The organism is Cellulomonas sp. P4_H12, assembly GCF_056400905.1.
Window position 1 is genome coordinate 61,939 of sequence record NZ_JBFUKJ010000009.1, and the last position, 20,048, is coordinate 81,986.

Annotated in this window: 20 protein-coding genes; 6 read left to right on the forward strand and 14 right to left on the reverse strand. The window is 73.3% G+C overall.

All coding sequences use genetic code 11. From position 1 onward, the window contains the following. Positions 1-2 precede the first annotated feature (2 nt). Positions 3-518: a COG4315 family predicted lipoprotein gene (locus AC1DQC_RS06880; RefSeq protein WP_477050478.1), complete on the reverse strand. Its 516-nt coding sequence runs from the start codon at positions 516-518 to the stop codon at positions 3-5. Positions 519-666: 148 nt separating this feature from the next. Between AC1DQC_RS06880 and AC1DQC_RS06885 the strand changes: the two genes are divergently transcribed. Beyond that, on the forward strand, positions 667-1,173 hold the full coding sequence (locus AC1DQC_RS06885; RefSeq protein ID WP_477050479.1) for a sigma-70 family RNA polymerase sigma factor: 507 nt from the start codon (positions 667-669) through the stop codon (positions 1,171-1,173). Further along, positions 1,170-1,895, forward strand: coding sequence for an anti-sigma factor family protein (locus AC1DQC_RS06890; RefSeq protein WP_477050480.1), 726 nt, complete (start codon positions 1,170-1,172; stop codon positions 1,893-1,895). Before AC1DQC_RS06885 ends, AC1DQC_RS06890 begins: the two co-directional genes overlap by 4 nt. 2 nt (positions 1,896-1,897) lie before the next feature. Here AC1DQC_RS06890 and AC1DQC_RS06895 read toward each other — a convergent pair whose 3' ends face one another. The 8 genes from AC1DQC_RS06895 to AC1DQC_RS06930 all read right to left on the reverse strand — a co-directional run bounded on the left by AC1DQC_RS06895 (position 1,898) and on the right by AC1DQC_RS06930 (position 11,633). Next, positions 1,898-3,448, reverse strand: coding sequence for an esterase/lipase family protein (locus AC1DQC_RS06895; RefSeq protein ID WP_477050481.1), 1,551 nt, complete (start codon positions 3,446-3,448; stop codon positions 1,898-1,900). Positions 3,449-3,524: 76 nt separating this feature from the next. After that, on the reverse strand, positions 3,525-5,429 hold the full coding sequence (locus AC1DQC_RS06900) for a SpoIIE family protein phosphatase (protein WP_477050482.1): 1,905 nt from the start codon (positions 5,427-5,429) through the stop codon (positions 3,525-3,527). A 12-nt stretch (positions 5,430-5,441) separates the two neighbouring features. Beyond that, entirely contained in the window at positions 5,442-6,461 is a 1,020-nt protein-coding gene (locus AC1DQC_RS06905) for an ANTAR domain-containing protein (protein WP_477050483.1), read from the reverse strand. Between the two features lie 141 nt (positions 6,462-6,602). Further along, positions 6,603-6,947, reverse strand: a complete 345-nt coding sequence (locus AC1DQC_RS06910; protein ID WP_477050484.1) for a UBP-type zinc finger domain-containing protein — start codon at positions 6,945-6,947, stop codon at positions 6,603-6,605. After that, on the reverse strand, positions 6,944-8,428 hold the full coding sequence (locus AC1DQC_RS06915) for an ATP-binding protein (protein WP_477050485.1): 1,485 nt from the start codon (positions 8,426-8,428) through the stop codon (positions 6,944-6,946). Before AC1DQC_RS06915 ends, AC1DQC_RS06910 begins: the two co-directional genes overlap by 4 nt. Beyond that, complete coding sequence (locus AC1DQC_RS06920; RefSeq protein ID WP_477050486.1) at positions 8,425-10,107, reverse strand: NAD(P)/FAD-dependent oxidoreductase; 1,683 nt, start codon at positions 10,105-10,107, stop codon at positions 8,425-8,427. The genes AC1DQC_RS06915 and AC1DQC_RS06920 overlap by 4 nt, the downstream gene beginning before the upstream one ends. Before the next feature lie 69 nt (positions 10,108-10,176). Then, complete coding sequence (locus tag AC1DQC_RS06925; protein ID WP_477050487.1) at positions 10,177-10,662, reverse strand: YbaK/EbsC family protein; 486 nt, start codon at positions 10,660-10,662, stop codon at positions 10,177-10,179. Beyond that, a complete protein-coding gene (locus AC1DQC_RS06930; RefSeq protein WP_477050488.1) occupies positions 10,659-11,633 on the reverse strand; it encodes a pirin family protein in 975 nt (324 codons plus the stop codon). Before AC1DQC_RS06930 ends, AC1DQC_RS06925 begins: the two co-directional genes overlap by 4 nt. 62 nt (positions 11,634-11,695) lie before the next feature. Here AC1DQC_RS06930 and AC1DQC_RS06935 point away from each other — a divergent pair, with 62 nt between their 5' ends. Genes AC1DQC_RS06935 through AC1DQC_RS06945 form a run of 3 tightly spaced genes read left to right on the forward strand, consistent with a single transcriptional unit; the run spans position 11,696 to position 13,132 of the window. After that, on the forward strand, positions 11,696-12,166 hold the full coding sequence (locus AC1DQC_RS06935) for an RNA polymerase sigma factor (protein ID WP_477050489.1): 471 nt from the start codon (positions 11,696-11,698) through the stop codon (positions 12,164-12,166). Then, on the forward strand, positions 12,163-12,759 hold the full coding sequence (locus AC1DQC_RS06940) for a methylated-DNA--[protein]-cysteine S-methyltransferase (protein WP_477050490.1): 597 nt from the start codon (positions 12,163-12,165) through the stop codon (positions 12,757-12,759). Before AC1DQC_RS06935 ends, AC1DQC_RS06940 begins: the two co-directional genes overlap by 4 nt. Positions 12,760-12,769: 10 nt before the next feature. Beyond that, positions 12,770-13,132 carry a DUF2277 domain-containing protein gene (locus AC1DQC_RS06945; protein WP_477050491.1) on the forward strand — a complete coding sequence of 121 codons (363 nt, stop codon included), beginning with the start codon at positions 12,770-12,772 and terminating at the stop codon, positions 13,130-13,132. On the opposite strand, the gene AC1DQC_RS06950 is transcribed toward AC1DQC_RS06945, so the two are convergent. The 3 genes from AC1DQC_RS06950 to AC1DQC_RS06960 are packed head-to-tail and all read right to left on the reverse strand — an operon-like array spanning position 13,129 to position 17,823. After that, on the reverse strand, positions 13,129-13,404 hold the full coding sequence (locus AC1DQC_RS06950; RefSeq protein ID WP_477050492.1) for a hypothetical protein: 276 nt from the start codon (positions 13,402-13,404) through the stop codon (positions 13,129-13,131). The genes AC1DQC_RS06945 and AC1DQC_RS06950 overlap by 4 nt on opposite strands. A gap of 23 nt (positions 13,405-13,427) precedes the next feature. Then, positions 13,428-15,056: a malate dehydrogenase (quinone) gene (mqo, locus tag AC1DQC_RS06955; RefSeq protein WP_477050493.1), complete on the reverse strand. Its 1,629-nt coding sequence runs from the start codon at positions 15,054-15,056 to the stop codon at positions 13,428-13,430. A 19-nt stretch (positions 15,057-15,075) separates the two neighbouring features. Further along, positions 15,076-17,823 carry a cellulose binding domain-containing protein gene (locus tag AC1DQC_RS06960; protein ID WP_477050494.1) on the reverse strand — a complete coding sequence of 916 codons (2,748 nt, stop codon included), beginning with the start codon at positions 17,821-17,823 and terminating at the stop codon, positions 15,076-15,078. Between the two features lie 207 nt (positions 17,824-18,030). Here AC1DQC_RS06960 and AC1DQC_RS06965 point away from each other — a divergent pair, with 207 nt between their 5' ends. Then, the gene (locus AC1DQC_RS06965) at positions 18,031-18,237 is read left to right on the forward strand and encodes a hypothetical protein (RefSeq protein ID WP_477050495.1); all 207 of its coding nucleotides are present in this window, start codon (positions 18,031-18,033) and stop codon (positions 18,235-18,237) included. On the opposite strand, the gene AC1DQC_RS06970 is transcribed toward AC1DQC_RS06965, so the two are convergent. After that, on the reverse strand, positions 18,234-19,403 hold the full coding sequence (locus AC1DQC_RS06970) for an App1 family protein (RefSeq protein ID WP_477050496.1): 1,170 nt from the start codon (positions 19,401-19,403) through the stop codon (positions 18,234-18,236). The genes AC1DQC_RS06965 and AC1DQC_RS06970 overlap by 4 nt on opposite strands. After that, positions 19,400-19,960, reverse strand: a complete 561-nt coding sequence (locus AC1DQC_RS06975; RefSeq protein WP_477050497.1) for a Dps family protein — start codon at positions 19,958-19,960, stop codon at positions 19,400-19,402. Before AC1DQC_RS06975 ends, AC1DQC_RS06970 begins: the two co-directional genes overlap by 4 nt. Positions 19,961-20,048: the final 88 nt, after the last annotated feature.

Genomic DNA, 20,048 nt, shown 5'->3' on the forward strand with positions numbered 1-20,048 from the left:
GGTCAGTCGGTGTCGATCTCCGTGCCGTCCGGGGCGATGACGTACCAGACGCTGTTGAGCCCCTGGCCGTTGACGTCGCCCGGGGCCTTGTCCTGCGCGAACGTGTAGATCGGCCGGCCGTCGATCGTGACCTGGAGCTTGCCGTCCGTGCCGGTGATGGTGCCCACCTCGCCGGTCACGCCGGTGACGGTCGGGGTCGCGTTCTCCGTCGTGATGGCGGGCCACGCCGCGGCGCAGTCGCCCGAGCACGCGCTCGCTCCCGAGCCCTTGGTGTCCTTGAGGAAGTAGTACGCGGTCATGCCCTTGCCGTCCACGACGACGGTGCCCAGGCTCGTCTCGGCGGTGGCCAGGTCGGTCGAGGCGGCTGCCGCGGCCGGCGTCTTTGCGGCGCTCGACGCCTCGCTCGACGGCGTGGAGTCGCCATAGCCCCCGCTGGTGTCGTTCCCGGAGCTGCCGCAGGCCGTCAGTGTGGCCGCAGCCACCAGCGCGGTGATCGAGAACAGGATGGTCCGTCTCACGATGATCTCCTCTGGTCGGTGCGGGTCGGTGTGCCCCCGCTACCTTGACCACGGAGCCGGCAGCGCCGTGGTTCACCGGGGAGATGAACCCGCACGCTCCGTGCGCCGTTGAGGGAGTAGGACGACCGGGGCGAGGGAGGGAGGACGCGTGGGCGACGAACCCGACGCGCTCCTGCGTGCCCTCCACCAGGCCTACGCGCGCCCGTTGCAGCACTACGTCGTGCGGCTCACGGGCGACCACGGGCTCGCCCAGGACGTGGTCCAGGAGGCGATGGTCCGCGCGTGGAAGCACCCTGACGTGCTGGCCCGCGACGAGGGCGCCACCCGGGCGTGGCTCTACACGGTGGTCCGCAACCTCGTGATCGATGACCGCCGCAGCGCCCGGCACGTGCGGGAGCGCACCACCGACCAGGCGCCCGACTCGCCGCAGCCGGACGCGACGCAGGCGGTCCTCGACAGCTGGCTCGTGGCCGACGCGCTGGAGCAGCTCACGCCGGAGCACCGGGCCGTCGTGGTCGGCGCCTACTACGGCGGCCGCTCCGTGGCCGAGCTCGCCCGCGAGCACCAGATCCCCGAGGGCACCGTGAAGTCGCGCATGCACTACGCGCTGCGCGCGCTGCGCCTCGCACTGCAGGAGAGGGGAGTGTCGTCATGACCGGGCGCGAGGGCGACGAGCTGCGCGACGACGACGCGTTCCGCGACTGGGACGCCGCGTACGTGCTCGGGGCGCTGGACCCCGAGGACCGGCGGGCGTTCGAGGCCCACCTGCGGCACTGCGCGTCGTGCCGGGCCGCTGTCGCCGAGCTGGCCGGGATGCCCGGCCTGCTGCGCACGGTGTCGCCCGACGACGCCGCGGCGCTCGGCACCACCGCGGGCGCGGAGGCGGAGGTCGTGGAGCTGGCGTCGGTGGCGCGGGCGGCGCACCGGTCCCGGCGACGCCGGATGGCCGGGCTGGTCGCCGCGGCGGCCGCGCTGCTGGTGGTGGGCGGCGTGGCCGGGTCGTTCGTCGACCGGCCCGCCGGGACACCCGAGGCAACCGTGTCCTCGAGCGCCGCCCAGGTGACCGCGCTGCAGCTGGAACCGGTCGGCGACGTCGCCGTGAGCGCGGACCTCACGCTGGAGAAGAAGGGCTGGGGCACGCGCATCGACTGGGAGTGCCGCTACCCGGTGGCTGCATGGCCCGACGGCGACGGCCCGACGTACGAGCTGGTGCTGGTGGACGCCGACGGCCGGAGCACCGTCGTGGCGACGTGGCTCGCCCGCAACGTCGGCGCCCGCGGGCTCGGGGCGTCGTCGAGCATCGCCACCGACACCATCCGACGGGTGGAGATCCGCGTCGAGGGCTCGGACGCGCCCCTGGCGGCCGCGCAGACCTGAGCTCAGGCCGGCTGCCGACCGTTCACCGCGATGGTGATCGCGGCCTGCGGCCCGAGCAGGTTGCGCGCTGCGACGGGCAGCTGGATCTGCGCCAGCCAGCTGCCCGTCGCCGAGTCCAGGTCCTGCAGCTCGGCGTCGGTGGCCTGGTCGGGCACCCAGTCCCGGATCGCCGTGCCCAGCGACGAGCTCCAGACCGCCCACGAGCGCGGCGGGGTGCCGTCCGTCGGGAACGCGATGTCGACGACGAGCACGTCGGACCAGTCCGCGGTCTGCTCGAGGTGGTCGAGGAACGACAGCAGGTGGTCCTTCTTCCGCAGCGAGAGGAGCCGGAGCTGCAGGACGTGCCGCATCGTCGAGACGTCGGGCCGGCTCGCCTTCGTCGAGAGGAACGTCCGGACCAGCGGGATCGGCGTGCTCGTCGTGTCGGGGGCCGTCGGGCGCTCGAGCTGGATGGGGCACAGGTGCGCGGTGCTCTGCTCGTGCAGCACCACGGGCAGCCCGCGGATCGACAGGGACGCCTCCAGCTGCCACACGGTGTCGTCGTCCGCGGTCCCGGGCACCACGACGTCCGTGAGCTGCGCCCGGACCTCGACGTCCCCGAACAGGAACCGCTGGAGGTTCTGGTAGCCCTCCTCGGAGTTGACGATGCCGAACCGGCCGGAGTGGCTGCGGTGCACGAGGGCCCGCGGGGTGCCGCGCACGTAGGCGTTGTCGATCTGGACCAGACCGTCGCTGCGCGCACCGACCGCCTTCGCGGACAGCCCGAACGCGGAGGTGTAGTCGGTCGGGTTCGTGCCGACCAGGCAGAAGAACCTGTCCTTGGGGAACCCGTCGTCGGGCATGACGGTGGCGTCCCACCCGTCCGGGACGCGGTCCTGGGTCGACCCCTCCGGCGTCAGGTACTGGTACATGCGCGCCGGACCGAAGATGTCGGCGCCCGCCAGGCCCGTGAGGTCACGAAGCTTCTCGAGGGCGCCGAACCCGATGGCGAACTCGATCCCGCCGTGCGGCGTGGCGTAGGTGAAGACCCGGTCGACGAAGTCCTTGGCCGCGTCGGGCGAGCCGTCCGTCTGCTCCGGGGCGACCTTCTGGATCATCGACCGGACGATGAGGCCGCCCATCGAGTGGGCGACGAGGAAGACGCGCTGCGCGCCGGTCTTGCGCCGGACCAGCCTGACCAGGTCGAACAGGCTCTCCGCGGCCCGCTCGATGCTGAACGCGTTGGGGTCCTTGGTGAGGTTCGGCGCGAACTCGTCGTAGAACCGGTGCACCCAGATCGTCGTGGGGTCGATCGACCCGTCGGGCCGCTGCTCGAGGTACGCCCCCTGGTTGCCCTGCACGAGCAGCTGGTACCCGTGGTCGATCATGAGCCGCAGGAGCGGGCTCTCGAACTGGTGGAACGCGGGTCGGTCGGTGTCGTCGACCCGCACCTGCACCGAACCCTCGTTGAACCCGTAGAACGGGTCGTCGACCGCGCTGTTGATGCCCGAGGGTCCGCCAGCGAACCCGCGCACGTAGATCACCGGGAGCCTGCCGCCGGTCTGGTCACCCATCTGAGCTCCTCCGTCCCCTCGCCACGTTGCGAAGGAGTCGTCGGGACGGTCGTGGATACCCGAAGGTCCCCGCGGATCAGGGCCGTGACGGGAGGAACGGCGTGCCCGCCACCTCGAGCGTCTGCGCCGCGGGGGTGCCGGGTGGTGCCACCACCTGCAGCCGCCTCGTGGTCCGCAGCAACGACTCGAGCACCCGCACGCCGGCGCTGCCGAGGTACACGACGCCGCCCAGGTCGACGGTCACCGGGACCAGTCCGTTGCGGGACAGCCGCAGGATCTCCGCCTCGACCTGGGCCGCTGCGGACCGGTGGTCGACCGCCCCACCGACGAGCACCACGTGGCCCTCGTCGGCCTCGGAGCGCAGGGCGAGCGGGGCGTCGGCACGGGTCGCGGCGTCGGAGACCGCGTCGGCCTGGTCGACGGGCGCCGGCCGACGAGCGGGGCACTCCAGCGTGACCACGGTGCCGTCCGGACCGGTCTCGACGGCGACCTGCAGACCGGCGGACGCCATCATGCTGAAGCCGCGGCCGCGCTCCCCGGGGTCGCGGTCGGGCTCGCGCCAGCGCCCGTGGTCCCGCACGACCACCTCGACCATGGCGTCGTCGCGGATGGTCGCACGGACCTCCACCGGGCGGKCGCCGCTGCCGTCGCTGTCTCGGTACGCGTGCTCCACGGCGTTCGCCATCACCTCGCTCACGCCGAGGACGAGCGCCGACCGGTCGCGCGAGCCCAGCCCGATGCCCAGGCCCCACGTGTCGACCGCCGCCCGCACCCGCGCCAGCTGCCCGGGCTCGGCGACGACGCTCAGCTCCAGGGGAGCGGGCGCCTGCCGGCGGTGCGCGGCGAGCACGGTCACGTCGTCGGTGAAACCGTCGCCGATCAGCACGGGTGGCACCTGCTGGCAGATGCGACTCGCCACGGACGCGCCTTCCGACGCGTCGCGGTAGGCGTCGAGTGCGGTGCGCTCGAGCGCGTCGAGACCGTCGAGCAGCGGCCGGTGGACGCTCTCGACGAGGCCGTCGGTGAACAGCACGATCGCGTCCCCGTCGCGCAGGCTGGCGGACGCGACCCGCCCCTCGGTGCGCGAGCCCAGCGGGCCGTCGCCGGTGGTCGGCAGCACGCGGGCGCCGTCCGGGCCGACCACGAGCGGGGCGGGGTGCCCGCGCGTGGCGTACTCGAGGTCGCCGGTGTGCGGGTCCAGCAGGGCGACGCAGAGCGTCGCGGCGAAGGCGCCCGAGACGCGCCCGGCGAACGCCTCGACGGCCTCGAGCGCGCTGAGGATCCCGGCGCCCTCCAGCAGGCGGGCGGCGAGCACCGCCCGCAGCTGGCTCATGATCGCCGACGCCTCGACGCCGTGGCCCACCACGTCGCCGACCGTGAGGGACACGCGCCCGTCGGGGAGCGTGGCGGAGTCGAACCAGTCCCCGCCCGCCGCCTGCTCGAGCCCGGCGACCAGGTACGACGCGGCCACGTCCACGCGCGGCAGGAGCGGGACCGTCGAGGGCAGGAGCGCTCCCTGCAGCCGCAGCACGACCTCGCGTGCACGGGCGAGCCGCTGGTCGGCGGTCGCGGCACCCGAGCGCTCCAGCTGCGCCGCGCGCAGGCGCGTCGTGACGTCGATGCCCGCGGCGACCGCGCCCACCACCGCCCCGTGCTCGTCGCGCCAGGGTGTGACGGTCAGGTCGAGCCAGATTCCGGACGCCGGGTTCGGCCAGTCGGCGATGAGCGCCAGCTGCTCGTCGTGGAACACCGTGCCCGTGCGCACCGCCTCGGTCAGTGCCGTCACCACGCCCTGCAGGCCGGGATCGCGCAGCTCGGTCAGGCTGACGCCGAGCAGCGGGCCGCGCTGGAAGGCGTCCCGGGCGCCGCGGTTCGCGGCGACGACGCGCAGGTCGGGCGCGCGCACCATGAGCTGGATGCCGGGGGAGTCGTCGAAGGCGCGAAGGACGGCGTCCTGGTCGACGTACCCGTCGGACGCCATCGCGCTCCTTCCTCAGCTGGTCGAGGTCGCCTGCCGCTGGGGGTCCCACCCGGCAGGCTCGTCCACGTCATCGGCCGGCGCGCTGACCACGTCCAGCCCGTGCGCTCCCGACAGCCCGAGGCTGGTGCCGGGAGAGAGCACTATGCGCATCTTCACACCTGCGGCCGCACTTCGCCGGTGGGCGGCGGTCAGCGCCGAGACGCCGACCGACMCCAGGTGCGACACGCCACGCAGGTCGACCACCATCGAGCCCACCGCGCGAGCCCGCAGCATCAGCTGCGTCACCGCCGCGGTGAGGTCGTGCGCGGTCGCGAGGTCGACCGGTCCGCGCAGGCGCACCGCGGGCACGTCGTCGATCGTGTCGAACGTGGCCTCGAGGCCCGGACCCGTGCGAGCCGGCACGGTGTCGGTCGTGTCCATGAGGCTGGCGAAGAAGAAGTCGTCCAGCCGCTGCCGGGTGTCGGAGCCGAGCCCGCCGCCGCCCTCGACCGCCGCGACCAGCCGCTCGGCGAGCGTGAGCAGCCGGACGTTGCGCTGCTGGGACCCCCACCGCAGCAGCTCGAACGCGGCGTCGCCGTCGATGCCGTACCCCAGCATGAAGGCGCCCTTGGCCTGGTCGATGACCGCGTGCGACTTCAGCGCCTGGGAGAGCTCCGCGTTCACCCGGTGCGCCACCGCTTCGCGCTGGGACGCCGTGACGTCGACCAGGAAGCCGGTGACGGTCCGCACGCCGCCGTCGCCCGCCTCGCCGGCCCCCGCCAGCGTGACCGACCGCTCGTCGCCGCGCAGGTCGAGGAGCCGGTAGTGGCACCCGAACGGCTCGCCGTCGACACCGCACTTGCCCAGCGCGTCGAGCACGCGACCGCGGTCGTCGGGGTGCACGTGGCGCGACATCAGGGCGAGCGTGGGCACCACCTCGCCGGGGGCCATGCCATGGATCCGGAACGTGTCGTCGGACCACCACCAGCGGCCCGTCGGGGCCGTGTACCGGAAGCGACCGACCTGCGCCGGGGTAGGGGTGGGCGTGTGCACGGCGTCCTCCGCGACGCCCCGGTCGGGGCGGGAGCTGGCTGGTGGGCTCGTTGCTGAACCCGGTGTGTCGGGCGGCCCCTGCGCCGCCTTCGTGCGAGCCGCAGGATATGTCAGGAACCGCCGCGAGGCCCGTCGGGCGGCTCAGTGGAGCCGGCGCCGCCAGTCGTCGGGCACGCGCCCTGCGGGGCCCGGGACGGTCTGCTCCACGGGCCGGTGCTCGGGGGCTGCGAGCGGGGGACCGTCGGTGTAGTCGTCGGCCGCGTAGTCCCAGAACCACTCCTCGCCCGGCTCGAACGTGCGCATGACGGGGTGCCCCGTCTCGCGGAAGTGCGCGGTCGCGTGCTGGGACGGTGAGGTGTCGCAGCAGCCGACGTGACCGCAGGCGGCGCAGCGACGCAGGTGGAACCACCAGCCGTCGGTCGCGTCGCACTCCACGCAGCCGGTGCCGCTGGGCGGGACGGACGGGTCGATGGCGGTCTCGGTCACGGGGTGGGTCCTTCCGTCGAGGTGTACGGCAGGCGGACACGGAACTGCGTGTCGCCGGGCTCGGAGGTGACGGAGAGGTCGCCGTGATGCTTGCCGACGACGATCCGCCACGAGATGTCGAGCCCCAGACCGGTGCCGGAGCCCACGGGCTTGGTGGTGAAGAAGGGCTCGAAGATCCGCCCGACGACCGCGTCGGGGATGCCGGGACCCGTATCCGCGACGACGACCTCGAGCCAGTCGTCGACCCGCTGCGTGCTCAGCGTCAGGGTGCCGTGGCCGTCCATCGCCTGGGCGGCGTTGTCGATGAGGTTGGTCCACACCTGGTTGAGCTCTGCGGCGAACACGTGGATGGGCGGCAGCGTGCGGTCGTAGTCGCGCACCACCGTGATCCCGTCGCCCAGCTGGCGCTCGAGCATGGTGAGCGTGCTGTCCAGCAGCTCGTGGACGTCGACGGTCTGGTCCGGCGCCCGGCCGATCTGCGAGTACTGCTTCGCCGCGCCGACCAGGCTGGAGATCCGTCCGGTCGCGTCCTCCACCTCGTTCATCAGCGACTCGGTCTCGAGCGTGTACGCCAGCCACCGCACGGCGCCCTCGAGCACCTCGTCCCCGACGCACGAGGCGACCATGTCGAGCCAGGCCGGACCCAGGTCGGCCGCGACGAAGCTGGGCGCCAGCTCCCAGCCGCCGGCGATGCCGTGGTCGTCCATCCAGTCGCCCAGCTCGTCCTCGCGGTCGGACACCTCGAGCGGCGACGGCGTGCTCTCGGACGCGTGAGCCGTGGCCAGCGCGGCGACGGCCTTCTCCTGCAGGTGGATGATCTGCGCCAGCTGCGCGCGGTCGTACGGGCCCGAGGCGATGATCGCGAGCTTGTGGCGCATGCCCGCCACCCGCTCGCGCAGCGTCGCGGTCGCCCGCGTCGCCGCCGCGGCGGGGTTGTTCAGCTCGTGCGTGAGCCCGGCCGAGAGCGAACCCAGCGCGAGCAGACGCTCGCGCTGGCCGATCGCCTGCTGCGAGCTCTGCTGGCCGAAGAACAGCCCCTCGAGCAGGTGGACCGCCATGGGGAACCAGTCGGTCATGAACGCCGCGAAGTCGTCGGCCGACAGCACGTAGAACCGGGACGGCTCGAGGACGCGCAGGGTCTGTGCGTACGTCTGGGGCACCCGGTCCCCGAGATAGGCGGCCCAGGCCCCCGCGTAGACGCCCACCTGCGAGGTCCGGGCGATCTCGACGTCGTCCACGCCCACGCGGCGGTACAGCGCCAGGGAGCCGTCGAGCATGACGTAGAAGTCCGTCGCCGGGTCGCCCTCCCGGTAGAGCACGCCCGGCTCGACGTGCTCGACGTGGCCGTGCCCGCACAGCCAGAGCAGCTGTTCGTCGCTCAGGTGCTCGAACAGGAACATGGTCCGCAGCTCGTCGATGTCGCACGCCAGGTGCGTGCGGGTGGTGGCGAGCGGTCCGAGGACGGGTTCGGTGGTGGTCACAGCTGCTCCAGGTAGCGGTGGACGAGCATCACGGCCATGGCACCCTCGCCGACGGCGGAGGCCACGCGCTTGGCGGACTCGGCGCGCACGTCGCCGGCCGCGAAGACCCCGGGGACGCTCGTCTCCAGGTGGTACGGGGGCCGGTCGAGAGGCCAGGAGTCCGGCACCTTGCCCTCGACCAGCAGGTCGTGACCGGCGCGGACGAAGCCGTGCTGGTCACGTGTCACGGTGCCGTCCAGCCAGGCGGTCAGCGGGGCGGCTCCGATGAACACGAACAACCAACCGGTGTCGACGGATTCCTTCTCGCCCGTGTCGGCGTCGCGCAGCACGATGCGCTCGAGGTGGTCGTCGCCGACCGCCTCGACCACCTCGGACCGCGTGCGCACCCGGATCCTCGGGTTCGCCTCGACCTGCTCGATCAGGTAGCGGGACATCGACTGCTCCAGGGACGCCGCGCGCACGACGAGCGTCACCGACCGCGCGTGCCGCGACAGGTACATGGCGGCCTGGCCCGCGGAGTTCGCGCCGCCGACCACGTAGATGTCCTGGTCCAGGCACGCGGTCGCCTCGGTGAGCGCCGAGCCGTAGTACACGCCGCGGCCCGTGAGGCTGCCGATCCCGGGGCCGTCGAGCTCGCGGTAGGCGACGCCGCTGGCCACGATCACCGTGTGCGCGTCGACCGTGCTGCCGTCGTCGAACCGCACCGACCGGCCCGCGCCGTGCACCTCGAGCCCCACGGCGTCCCGGGTCATCACGATCTCGGCGCCGAACTTCAGCGCCTGACGGCGGGCGCGGTCGGTGAGCTGCGCGCCCGAGACGCCGTCGGGGAAGCCCAGGTAGTTCTCGATGCGCGAGCTCTGCCCGGCCTGCCCGCCCGTCGCGGTCCGCTCCACGAGCGCGGTGCGCAGGCCCTCGGACGCGCCGTACAGCGCGGCGCTCAGCCCCGCCGGCCCGCCGCCGATGACGACGAGGTCGTAGAACCGCTCCGACGGGTTGACCGACAGCCCGACCTGCGCGGCGAGGTCGCCGTCGGTGGGGGCGACGAGGACCGTGCCGTCCGTGGTGACGACGACCGGCAGCGTCGCGTCGTCCGCCTCGGCGACGTCGAGCAGCACGCGGCCCTCCGGGCTGTCGCTCGCGTACCACCGGTAGGGCACCTGGTTGCGGGCGAGGAACTCACGCACCTCCGACGAGCGCGCCGACCACCGGTGGCCGACCACCTTGGTCTCCGCGACGGTCTTCGGGGGGTTCGCGGCCCAGGCCTCGAGCTGCGCGTCGATCACCGGGTAGAACTTCTCCTCCGGCGGGTCCCACGGCTTGAGCAGGTAGTGGTCGAGGTCGACGACGTTGACGGCGTCGATCGCGACGTCGGTGTCCGCGTACGCGGTCAGCAGGACACGCCGGGCCTGCGGGTAGATGTCCATGGCCTGCTCGAGGAACTCGATGCCGGTCATCACCGGCATCCGGTGGTCCGCCAGCAGGACCGCCACCTGGTCGCCGCGCAGCTTGAGCTCGCGCAACGCCTCGAGGGCCTCGGGGCCGGAGTCCGCGCGCACGACGCGGTACGCGTCGCCGTACCGTCGCCGCAGGTCGCGCGCGACGGACCGCGAGACTGCCGGGTCGTCGTCGACCGTCAGGAGCGCCGGCTTCCGCTCGGCCTCACCCGCTACCTGCACCACGTGGTCTCCTCTCGTCGCGCCCAGTCTGCGCCGGTGTCCCGTCGCGCCGCATCCGTCGTCCGACGCGCGTCAGTCACCGACCACCAGGGCGGCGCCGCCGGTGATCCGGACCAGCTCGCCGAACGTCGTCGGGAACACGGTGTGCGGCGTGCCGCCCGCCGCCCAGACCTGCGGGTAGTCGGCCAGGGCGACGTCGACCACGGTCTGCAGCGGCTGCGGGTGGCCCAGCGGGGCGACGCCGCCGATCGCCTGCCCGGTGGCGGCGCGCACCTGGTCGGGGGTGGCGCGGCCGATGTGCGCCTTGCCCAGCACGACCGCGAGCGCGTGGGTGTCCACGCGGTGCCGCCCGCTGGTGAGCACGAGCAGCGGCCGGTCGTCCGCCCAGAAGACCAGGCTGTTGGCGATGGCGCCGACGTCGACCCCCACCGCCGCGGCGGCCTCCGCGGCCGTCCGCGCGGAGTCGGGCAGCTCGACCACCTGCCCGTGCACACCCGCCTCGGCGAGCGCGGCGGCGACGACCCGGGAGCGGGCAGGCAGGTGCGACAGGTCAGTCACTCGGTCTCCTTCGCTGGGCGCCGGCGACGCGGCTGGAGGCGGACGTTGGGCAGGGCGGGCGCGGGGATCCGGGCGCCGTCGTGGCCTGCGACGAGCCCGAAGCGCGCGGCCCGGTCGTCGGACTCCCAGTCGGCGCGCGCCTGGGCGATGTCGGCGTGCGTGCGGCCGACGAAGTTCCACCACATCACGAGGTCGTGCGCGAAGGGCGCGCCGCCGAGCAGGAGGAGCCGGGCGCCGTCGCGTGAGGCGATCCGCACGAAGTCCCGGCCGTCGCCGAGGTAGAGCAGCCCGCTCGTCGTGTGCTCCGTCCCCGCCACCTGCGCGCTCCCACCGAGCAGGAGCACGGCGTGCTCGAAGCCGCGCACGAGCGGGACCTCGATGTCGGCGTGCGCGTCGAGGACGATCTCGGCGCCGAGCAGCGGGGTGTGCACCCGCGCGGGGGACCAGGTCCCGTCCAGGTCGCCGATGAACACCGTGGCCCGCGCCCGCGGCGCCTCCCACACCGGGAGGTCGCCCACCTGCACGAAGCCCGCCGCGCCGTCGGCCACGCCGTCGGGCAGCGCGACCCACAGCTGCACCGCGTGCAGCAGCGGCTCGGCGCCCAGCGAGAACTCCGAGTGCGCCACCCCGCGTCCCGCCGTCATGAGGTTGAGCTGCCCGGGCCGGACGACGGCCTCGGACCCGACGCTGTCCCGGTGCAGGATCTCGCCGACGACGGGCCAGGTGACCGTCTGCAGGCCGGTGTGCGGGTGCGGGAGCACGCGCATGTCGACGTGCTGCGGTCCGAACTCGTCGAGGAAGCACCACGCGCCCACCATCGGCAGGGCGCGCTGGGGGAGCGTCCGGCGCACGCGCATCGCGCGGACCCCGCCCAGGGGCACGTCGCGTGCCTCGTGCAGCTCCACGACGGGTCCGTGCGAGGCCACGAGGTCGCACACCTCCGGCACCGGCCGCACCTCGAGGTTGGTCATGGCCCCACCCTAGAAGTCGGACCTCACACCCGGGGGACCCCGCGCGTCTGCACACTGTGAGCGTGAAGGAACCCTTCGAGCGTGTGGTCGCCGTCCACGGCCCCACCGTGCTGCGGGTGTGCCGCGCGGTGGTAGGACCCGTCGACGCCGACGACGCCTGGTCGGAGACCTTCCTGGCCGCCCTGCGCGCCTACCCGGACCTGCCGGCGGACGCCAACGTCGAGGCCTGGCTGGTGACCATCGCGCACCGCAAGGCGATCGACGTGGTGCGCCGCGCCGCCCGGCACGCCGTGCCGGTCGCGGACGTGCCGGAACGGGTCGCCGCCCCGCTCGGACGGGACCTGGATCTGTGGGCCGCCGTCGGCGCGCTGCCCACCAAGCAGCGCCAGGTGGTGGCGTACCACCACCTCGGCGGCCTGCCCTACGACGACGTCGCCGCCCTCGTGGGCGGCACGGCCGCGGCCGCCCGCCGCGCCGCCGCCGACGGGATCGCCACCCTGCGGCGGACCGTGACCGACCAGGAGGAGTCATGATCGAGCTTCCCGACGTGAGCGCCGACGACCTCGCGCGCCTGCACGGCGTCCTCGCCGCCCGGGCAGCCGCCGACGGCCTGCTCGACATCGCCTACCGCACCGTCGACAGCCCCGTCGGCCCGCTCCTGCTGGCCCGCACCCCGGTCGGCCTGGTCCGGGTCGCGTTCGCCGTCCAGGACCACGCCGCGGTGCTCGACGCCCTCGCCGCGTCGGTGAGCCCGCGCATCCTGGAGGCACCGGGACGCCTGGACGACGTGGCGCGCGAGCTCGACGAGTACTTCGCGGGCCGACGGACCGCGTTCGACGTTCCGCTCGACCTGCAGCTCCTGCGCGGGTTCCGCCGCGACGTGGTGCTCCACCTGCCCGACATCGCCTACGGCCGGACCGCCAGCTACGCCACCATGGCGACCCTCGCCGGCAGCCCGCGCGCCGTCCGGGCGGTCGGCACCGCGTGCGCGCTCAACCCGTTGCCCCTGGTGCTGCCGTGCCACCGGGTGGTGCGTTCCGACGGCTCGCCCGGGCAGTACGCAGGCGGCGCCGACGCGAAGCTGACGCTGCTCGACCTGGAGACGCGCGTCGGCGCTGCGGCGTAGCGTCGTCGTCATGTGCCGGAACATCACCACGCTCCGAGGGCTCGAGCCCCCCGCCACCTCGGAGGAGATCGAGGCCGCGGCGCGGCAGTACGTCCGCAAGGTCACCGGGGTGCAGTCGCTCAGCGACGCCACCCGGGAGCCGTTCGAGGACGCCGTCCGCCAGGTCGCCGCCCTCACCGCGCGGCTGCTGGACGAGCTGCCCGCCCGGCGTCAGCCGCCGACGACGGTACCCCCGCTGCGCCGCGCTGACGTCCAGGCGAGGATCGCGGCCCGGGAGGCGCACGAGCGGGCGCACGAGCTGGGGCTGCCGCACGAGCACGACGACGACGAGCAGGACGACCACGTGCACGTGCACGTGCCGGCGCGCGTCTAGAGGGGCCAGCGCACCAGGCGGGGGATGCCGTCGGGTGCGACGGCCGCGAGCGCCAGAAACCGAGCCTCGGCCCGGTGCAGGCGGATGTGCTCGTCGAGGGACCAGGTGGGTCCGTTGGTGAGCTGCATGCCGCACGCGCACTCGATGGTCACCCGGCCGTCCGCGGTGGTCGTGACCTGACCGACCGTCGTGTGCTCGGTGGCGGCGCGGACCTTCGCGTGGCGCATCTCCGCGCTCACGGGCAGGACGGTGTTCTCCGAGGGATCGGCCATGAGCCCATCCTGGCGGTTCGAGCTCAGCTGTCGGCCCGGATCTGCTCGTCGTCGACCAGCTGGTCGAGCTCGAACGACTCGTCCCACTCGGCGCCGCCGAGGCTGGGCATCATCGTGCGGAGGCGCGGCCGCCAGGCGGCGGCGTGCTCCGGGAAGCAGCGCTCGAGCAGGTCGAGCATCGTGGCGACGGCCGTGGACGCACCCGGGGAGGCCCCCAGCAGGCCGGCGATCGAGCCGTCGGCGGACGTGACGAGCTCGGTGCCGAACTCGAGGACGCCGCCCTGGGCCTTGTCCTTCTTGATCACCTGGACGCGCTGGCCCGCCGTGATGAGCTCCCAGTCACGCGGGTGCGCCGTCGGCATGAACGCGCGCAGCGTGCGCAGGCGGTCGGTGTCCGTGGCGGTGACCTCGCCGACGAGGTACTTGACGAGGTCCAGGTTGCGGATCCCCACCGCGAGCATGGGGACGAGGTTGGCCGGCCGGATCGAGCGCAGCAGGTCGGTCCACGAGCCGTTCTTGAGGAACTTCATGCTCCAGCCCGCGTAGGGCCCGAACAGGAGCGCCGTGCCGCCGTCCACCACGCGCGTGTCCAGGTGCGGCACCGACATCGGGGGAGCGCCGATGTCGGCCTTGCCGTAGACCTTCGCCTGGTGCCGGGCGACGATGTCGGGGTTCGTGGTCTTGAGGAACTGGCCGCTGATCGGGAAGCCGCCGAAGCCCTTGGCCTCGGGGATGCCGGAGCTCTGCAGCAGGCTGAGGGCGCCGCCGCCCGCGCCGATGAACACGAAACGTGCCGCGACCTTGCGGCTGCGCAGGTGCCCGTTCCAGCGCCGGTCCTTCACGCGCAGCGACCAGGTCCCGTCCTTCTTCTGGCGGAGCTTCGTGATCTCCGACTCCAGGTGCAGGCGCGCGCCGCGCGAGACGGCGTCGGCGACCATCGCCCGGGTCAGGCGACCGAAGTCCACGTCCGTGCCTGCGGCGGCGCGCGTCGCCGCGACGGGCTCCGACGGGTCGCGGTCGTCGACGAGCAGCGGCGCCCAGCGGGCGATCTGCGCGGGGTCGGTGCTGAACTCGAGGTCGGAGAACAAGGGGTGCTTGCGCAGCGTCTCGAACCGCCGCCGCAGGTAGTCGGCGTTGTCGGCGCCGCGCACGAAGGTCATGTGGGGCGTCGTCGACAGGAAGCCGTCGCCGCCGGGCAGCCGGTCGTGCGTCGACAGGTGGTGCCACAGCTCGCGCGAGAGCTCGAACTGCTCGTTGATCGCGACGGCCTTGGCGATGTCGATCGTGCCGTCCGCGCGCTCCGGGGTGTAGTTGAGCTCGCAGAGCGCGGCGTGCCCGGTGCCCGCGTTGTTCCAGGCGTTGGAGCTCTCCTCGGCGAGGGCGGGCCGCCGCTCGTGGATCTCGATCGTCCACGAGGGCTCGAGGGTGGTGAGGAGCGCGGCGAGGGTGGCGCTCATGATGCCGCCCCCGACGAGGACGACGTCGACGATCTCTTCGCGTTCTGGCACGTTTTCGATCGTATGTTGACGTCGAGATACCTCCAGCCCGCCAGCGTGTGATCTTGCCCACGCGGGCCCGGAGCCCGGGAGGCGATGCGGTGCCGGCCGGGCTCCGGGCCGTTGTCGGCGGGGTGGGTGACAGGTCCGTGTCACGCGTCACCCACCCCGCGGCTCATCCCCGAGCGCAGGCCGCTCCGTTGACCGTGAACGCGCTCGGCCGGGCGTTCGTCCCCGTGTGGGAGCCGTTGAAGCCGAGCTCCACGCTCCCGCCCGCCGGGATCGTGCCGTTCCACGCGGCGTTGGTCACCGTCACGACGGACCCGGTCTGGCTGTACACGCCCGACCAGCCGTTGGTCACCTGCTGGCCGTTGGCGAACGTGAAGGCCAGCTTCCAGCCGGTGACCGCCGACGACGAGCCGTTGGTGATCTTCACGGAGGCGGTGAAGCCCGTGCTCCAGTCCGACGTCGTGTAGGTCACGGTGCACGCCGCGACCGGCGTCGTCGKGGTKGCCGTGGGTGTCGGGGTGACGGTTGGCGTCGGCGGCGGGGTGGACGTCGGCTTCGGCGTGGTCGGGCTGGGTGTCGGCGTCGCGGTCGGCGTCGGGTCCGTGCCCGTGAGGTTGCCGACGACGATGCCGCGCCCGTTCGTCGCGACGTAGACCCGGCCGTACACGTCGGGGTCGCCGATGACGTTCTCGCCGGTCCAGCCCCACTGGTGGGCGTCGTCGTTGATCCGCACCCACGTGACGCCGGCGTCGATCGAGCGGAAGATCCCGCGGACCCCGCCGATCTTCGACGACGTGTAGATCGCCGGGTAGGAGGCACCCGGAGCGGCCCTGCCGAACCCGACCGTGTCGCCCTGCTCCACCGCGGCGATCTTGCTGAACGTCGCGCCCGAGTCGGTCGAGTGCCACAGCCCGTAGGCGCCGCCCTTGTCGTCCCCGCCCGCCAGCCACACGTCGCCCTCACGCCCGAAGACCGCGGAGAAGCGAGCCGGACCGGTCGCGGGCAGGCCCGTCGCCCTCGACGCCGTGAAGGTCACGCCACCGTCGACGGAGGTCCAGAACGTGCCGCCCGAGAACGCGTAGAACTTCAGCGGGTTGACGCGGTCGGACTCGACGCGCGCACCGGTCGGCGCCCCCGTCGACCTGGTCCAGCTCGAGCCCAGCGTCGAGGACGTGTACACGCCGCCGCCCTCGGTGCTCCAGACGATGCGGCTCCCGTCGGCGCCCATCGCGACCGTGCCGGGACCCGTCACGCCGGGGGGCTCCTGGCCCGCCCACCACGAGCTGCCGGCCGAGGTGGAGATGCCGATGCGCGGGACCCCGGCGTCGCCCTTGCCCACCCGGACCATCGTCGCGGGCGCCTTCTCGGCGAAGTCCACGCCGGTGACCGAGGCGAGCGCCGGTGCCGTCGACGAGTACGCCGGCGGGACCTTGGTGATGTCGCTGTGCACGAAGCCGCCGATGTCGCCGAGCCCGGAGATCAGCTGGGTGGCTCCGGGGGGCGACGCGAGGTCGAGCACCGCGGTCTCCTCGAGCCCCTGCGCCCTGACCCCGATGGCCACCTTGCCGCCGGTGTCCCAGGCGGTGAGGTTGCTGCCGCCGTAGATCGTCGCGCCCGTGCCGTACAGGAACGAGCCCGAGTCGAACGGGTCGATCTCGAAGGACTCCGTCATCCAGCCGAGCTTCGGGCTCGGCTCCGGGGGAGCAGCCTGCTTGCCGAAGTCGAGCCACTGAGCCCCTGAGATGTCCAAGGAGTAGCGCAGGGTCCGGTCGGGGTAGCCGTTCCAGTCCCAGATGCGCGACCAGGTGGCGCCGCGGTCGGTGGACCGGAACACCTGGATGTCCGGGAACCACGAGATCTGCGTGACGGCCATGATCGTGTTCGGGTGCTGGCGGTCGATCGTCAGGCCGCTGTACCCGAAGTAGTTGTCGCCGCTGCTGGAGGGCACGGGGCTGATCTGCGTCCAGGTGCCCGTCCCCGTGTCGAGCCGCCAGAGGTCACCGTGGCCGCCGTCGTAGGGGCCGCCCGTGTCGCTCGTCGCCAGGTAGAGCTGCTTGCCGACGGAGTCGAACACGCCCTTGTGCGCGATGAACCCGGTCGGCTGGCCGGCGATCCGCGCCCAGGTGGCGCCCGCGTCGGTCGACCGGTAGACGGTGTTGTCCTTGTCGGCGACGCCCACGTAGATCGTCCTCGTCGGCGATCCCTTGGTCCCGCTGGTCGGGTCGAACGTCACCCAGACGACCCCCTGGTTGGTGGTCTGGTAGCCGCTCGCGTCCGTGGGGTCGGCCACGTAGGTGCCGACGTTGGTGAAGGTGGAGACCTTCGCCCACGTCACTCCCGAGTCGGTGCTGCGCCACAGGCCGTTGCCGCCCTCGGTGCCCAGGTAGAGGACGCGGTCGTCGTTGGGGTCCACCTGGAGTCGCTCGCCCATGCCGCGGCCGGGCATGTTGCCGCCCACCTTGAACGGCAAGGTCGTCTTCGCCCACGTGGCACCCCGGTCGGCCGAGCGCAGGATCGCGCCGTTGTTCGGGTCCCAGCTGTTGGTGTACATGCCCGCGGCGACGAACACCTTGTTGGGGTTGACGGGGTCGGTGGCCAGGGACAGGACGCCGTTGTGGCCCCAGTCGGACCAGCCGATGCTGTCGAGCAGCGGGGCCCAGCGCTTGGTGGTCTGGTCGAGCCGGTACGCCCCGCCGATGTCCGTCCGGGCGTAGACCAGGCCCTTCTCGGACTGGTTGTAGACGATCCCGGGGACGAAGCCTCCGCCGACGACCTCGACGTTCCCCCAGGTGTAGGGCGGCGCCGCGGCGTGGGCGGGTTCCTGGGTGACGACGGCGACGAGCGGGCCGGCGAGCAGCGCTCCCGCGGCGGCGACCGCCGCGAGCCGGGCCGGTGGGCGGGTGGCGAGCGACATCCGCTGCACTCCTTCGTGGTGGCGGTGGAGGGCTCCGGGCGGCGTTGCCGGGACCCTGGGGACCGCCGCCGAGCGACGATCGCCGCGACCGTATCGAAGCGCTTCGAACCCGCAGCAGGGGGCGAATCGTTTCGCCGCCGCGGGACGTGCGCGACCACGGGCTGGTCCGCGCGTGCGGCGGGGGAGCCTGGGCGGTAGAACCGGAGCATGAGCCGCGACCGCGACCTGACGTCCGACCCCTCAGCCGAGCACCTCGCCGACCGCGAGCACGTGCAGGCCGAGCTCGATGCTGCCGACGCCCGCTCCGGCGGGAACCCTGACCGCGGCCCGCGGTCGCTGCACGCCGTCGAGCTCCCGGCCGACGACGAGGCCATCGCCAGCAACGACGAGTGGGACGACCCGGAGCGTCTCTAGCTCAGGTCGAGGCCGTACTCCCGGGCCCGCTGCAGCAGCGTCTGCCCGTCGGGGCCCTGCAGCACCGTGATGCCGTCCGGGCGCCGCGCCGCCTGCTGCTCGGCGCGCAGCGCCTCGGTGGTGGGCGCCGGCACGCCGTGCGCGAGCACGTGCTCGCTGAACGTCAGCTGACGGATGAGGATCGCCCGGACGTGGTCGGCGAAGTGCTGCGCCGCGCCCGCGTAGATCTGCGGGTCCCGCTGCCCGTCGTCGCCCACGAGCACCCACTGCACGTCGGGCAGCTCCGTGAAGAGCCGTCGCAGCTGGGCCACCTTGTGGGCGGGCCCGCTGCGGAACCAGCCGCTGTTCGTCGGTCCCCAGTCGGTCAGCAGCAGGGGTCCCGCGGGGTAGCGCTTGCGGCGCAGGAACCGCGCGATCGTGGGCGCGGCGTTCCAGGCGCCGGTCGAGAGGTAGACGACGGGGACCTCGGCGCCGCCGGACCTGAGCTCCGCGTAGAGCCGCGCCATGCCGGGCACGGGCTCGCGCGCGTTCTCGTGGCGCATGAGGACGTTCCAGGCGGCGACGAACGGGCGCGGCAGGCGCGTGACCATCACCGTGTCGTCGATGTCGCTGACGATGCCGTAGCGCGTCTCCGGGCCGATGACCTGCACCGGCGCGGTCGCCGTCCTGCCGTCGGCGGTGGTGAGCAGGACGTCGTGCCAGCCCGGCGCGAGGTCGGACTCGAGGACCGCGTCGACGTAGCCACCCCGGTCGGTGACGACGTGGTGGGTCCGGTCGCCGACGTGCACCTCGAGCTCCGCGCCCGCCACCTGGGCGGTCGCGAAGCTGCGCCAGCCCCGCAGCGCGGTGGCCGACCGCGTACCMGCCTGGGCGTCGGCGCCCGCGCCCGGCAGGTCCTCGTCGCCCACGTGCGGGGCAGCGAGCATGGTGCGCGCGAGCACCCTGACCCAGCCCGGCGCGCCGTAGCCGGCGTATGGCTCGATCCGCACGGTCCACCCGCGGCGCCGCAGCTGGTACGCCACGGCACGGTCGAACCCGTCCTCGAGGCGGGCGGCGAGGTGCGTGCGGGGGACGGACGACGCCGGGCCGGCCGGCCGCGCCGTACGGAGCACCGGCCCGCCGCCGGACGAGCCGACGACGGGCCGGGCGTGAGGGGAACCCGTCACGCGACGTCCTTGGTGGACGCCTTTCGCGCGGAGGTCTTCTCGGTCTCGGAGCCGCCCGTGGTGAGCGCGCCGCCGGCGGACTCCAGGTGGGCCCGGACGAACCAGTGGAACAGCTCGAGCTCGTGCAGGTGCCCGATCAGCAGGTCGTTGGTGACGTCGTCGAGCTCCTCGGTGTCCTTGGCGGCCTTGCGGTGCGCCTCGATGACCCCGACGTACACGACGTCGAGCGCCCCGAGGTGGGCGATCGCGCTGTCGCGTCCGATCGAGTAGTCGTCCCAGGTGCGGTTCTTCACCAGCGCTCCGGGGGTACCGACGGGTGCGACTCCCAGGGTGGCAATGCGCTCGGCGATCGCGTCGACCATGAGGCGGACGGCGTCGACCTGCGGGTCGAGCATCTCGTGCACCGCGATGAAGTGCGGGCCGACCACGTTCCAGTGGATGTGCTTGAGGGTCAGCGCGAGGTCGTTGAGCGCGTCGAGGCGCTCCTGCAGGATCGCGGCGACGTCGGCACCCTCCTTGGGCGTGAGGGACGGGACGGTGTACTTGGGCAGCGCCATGACGGCTCCTCCTGTGCGGTCCGCGGGGTGTTCTTCCCGGCTGGCGTCCACGCTGCCAAAGGTGGGACCACCTCGCCATCCGAGACGT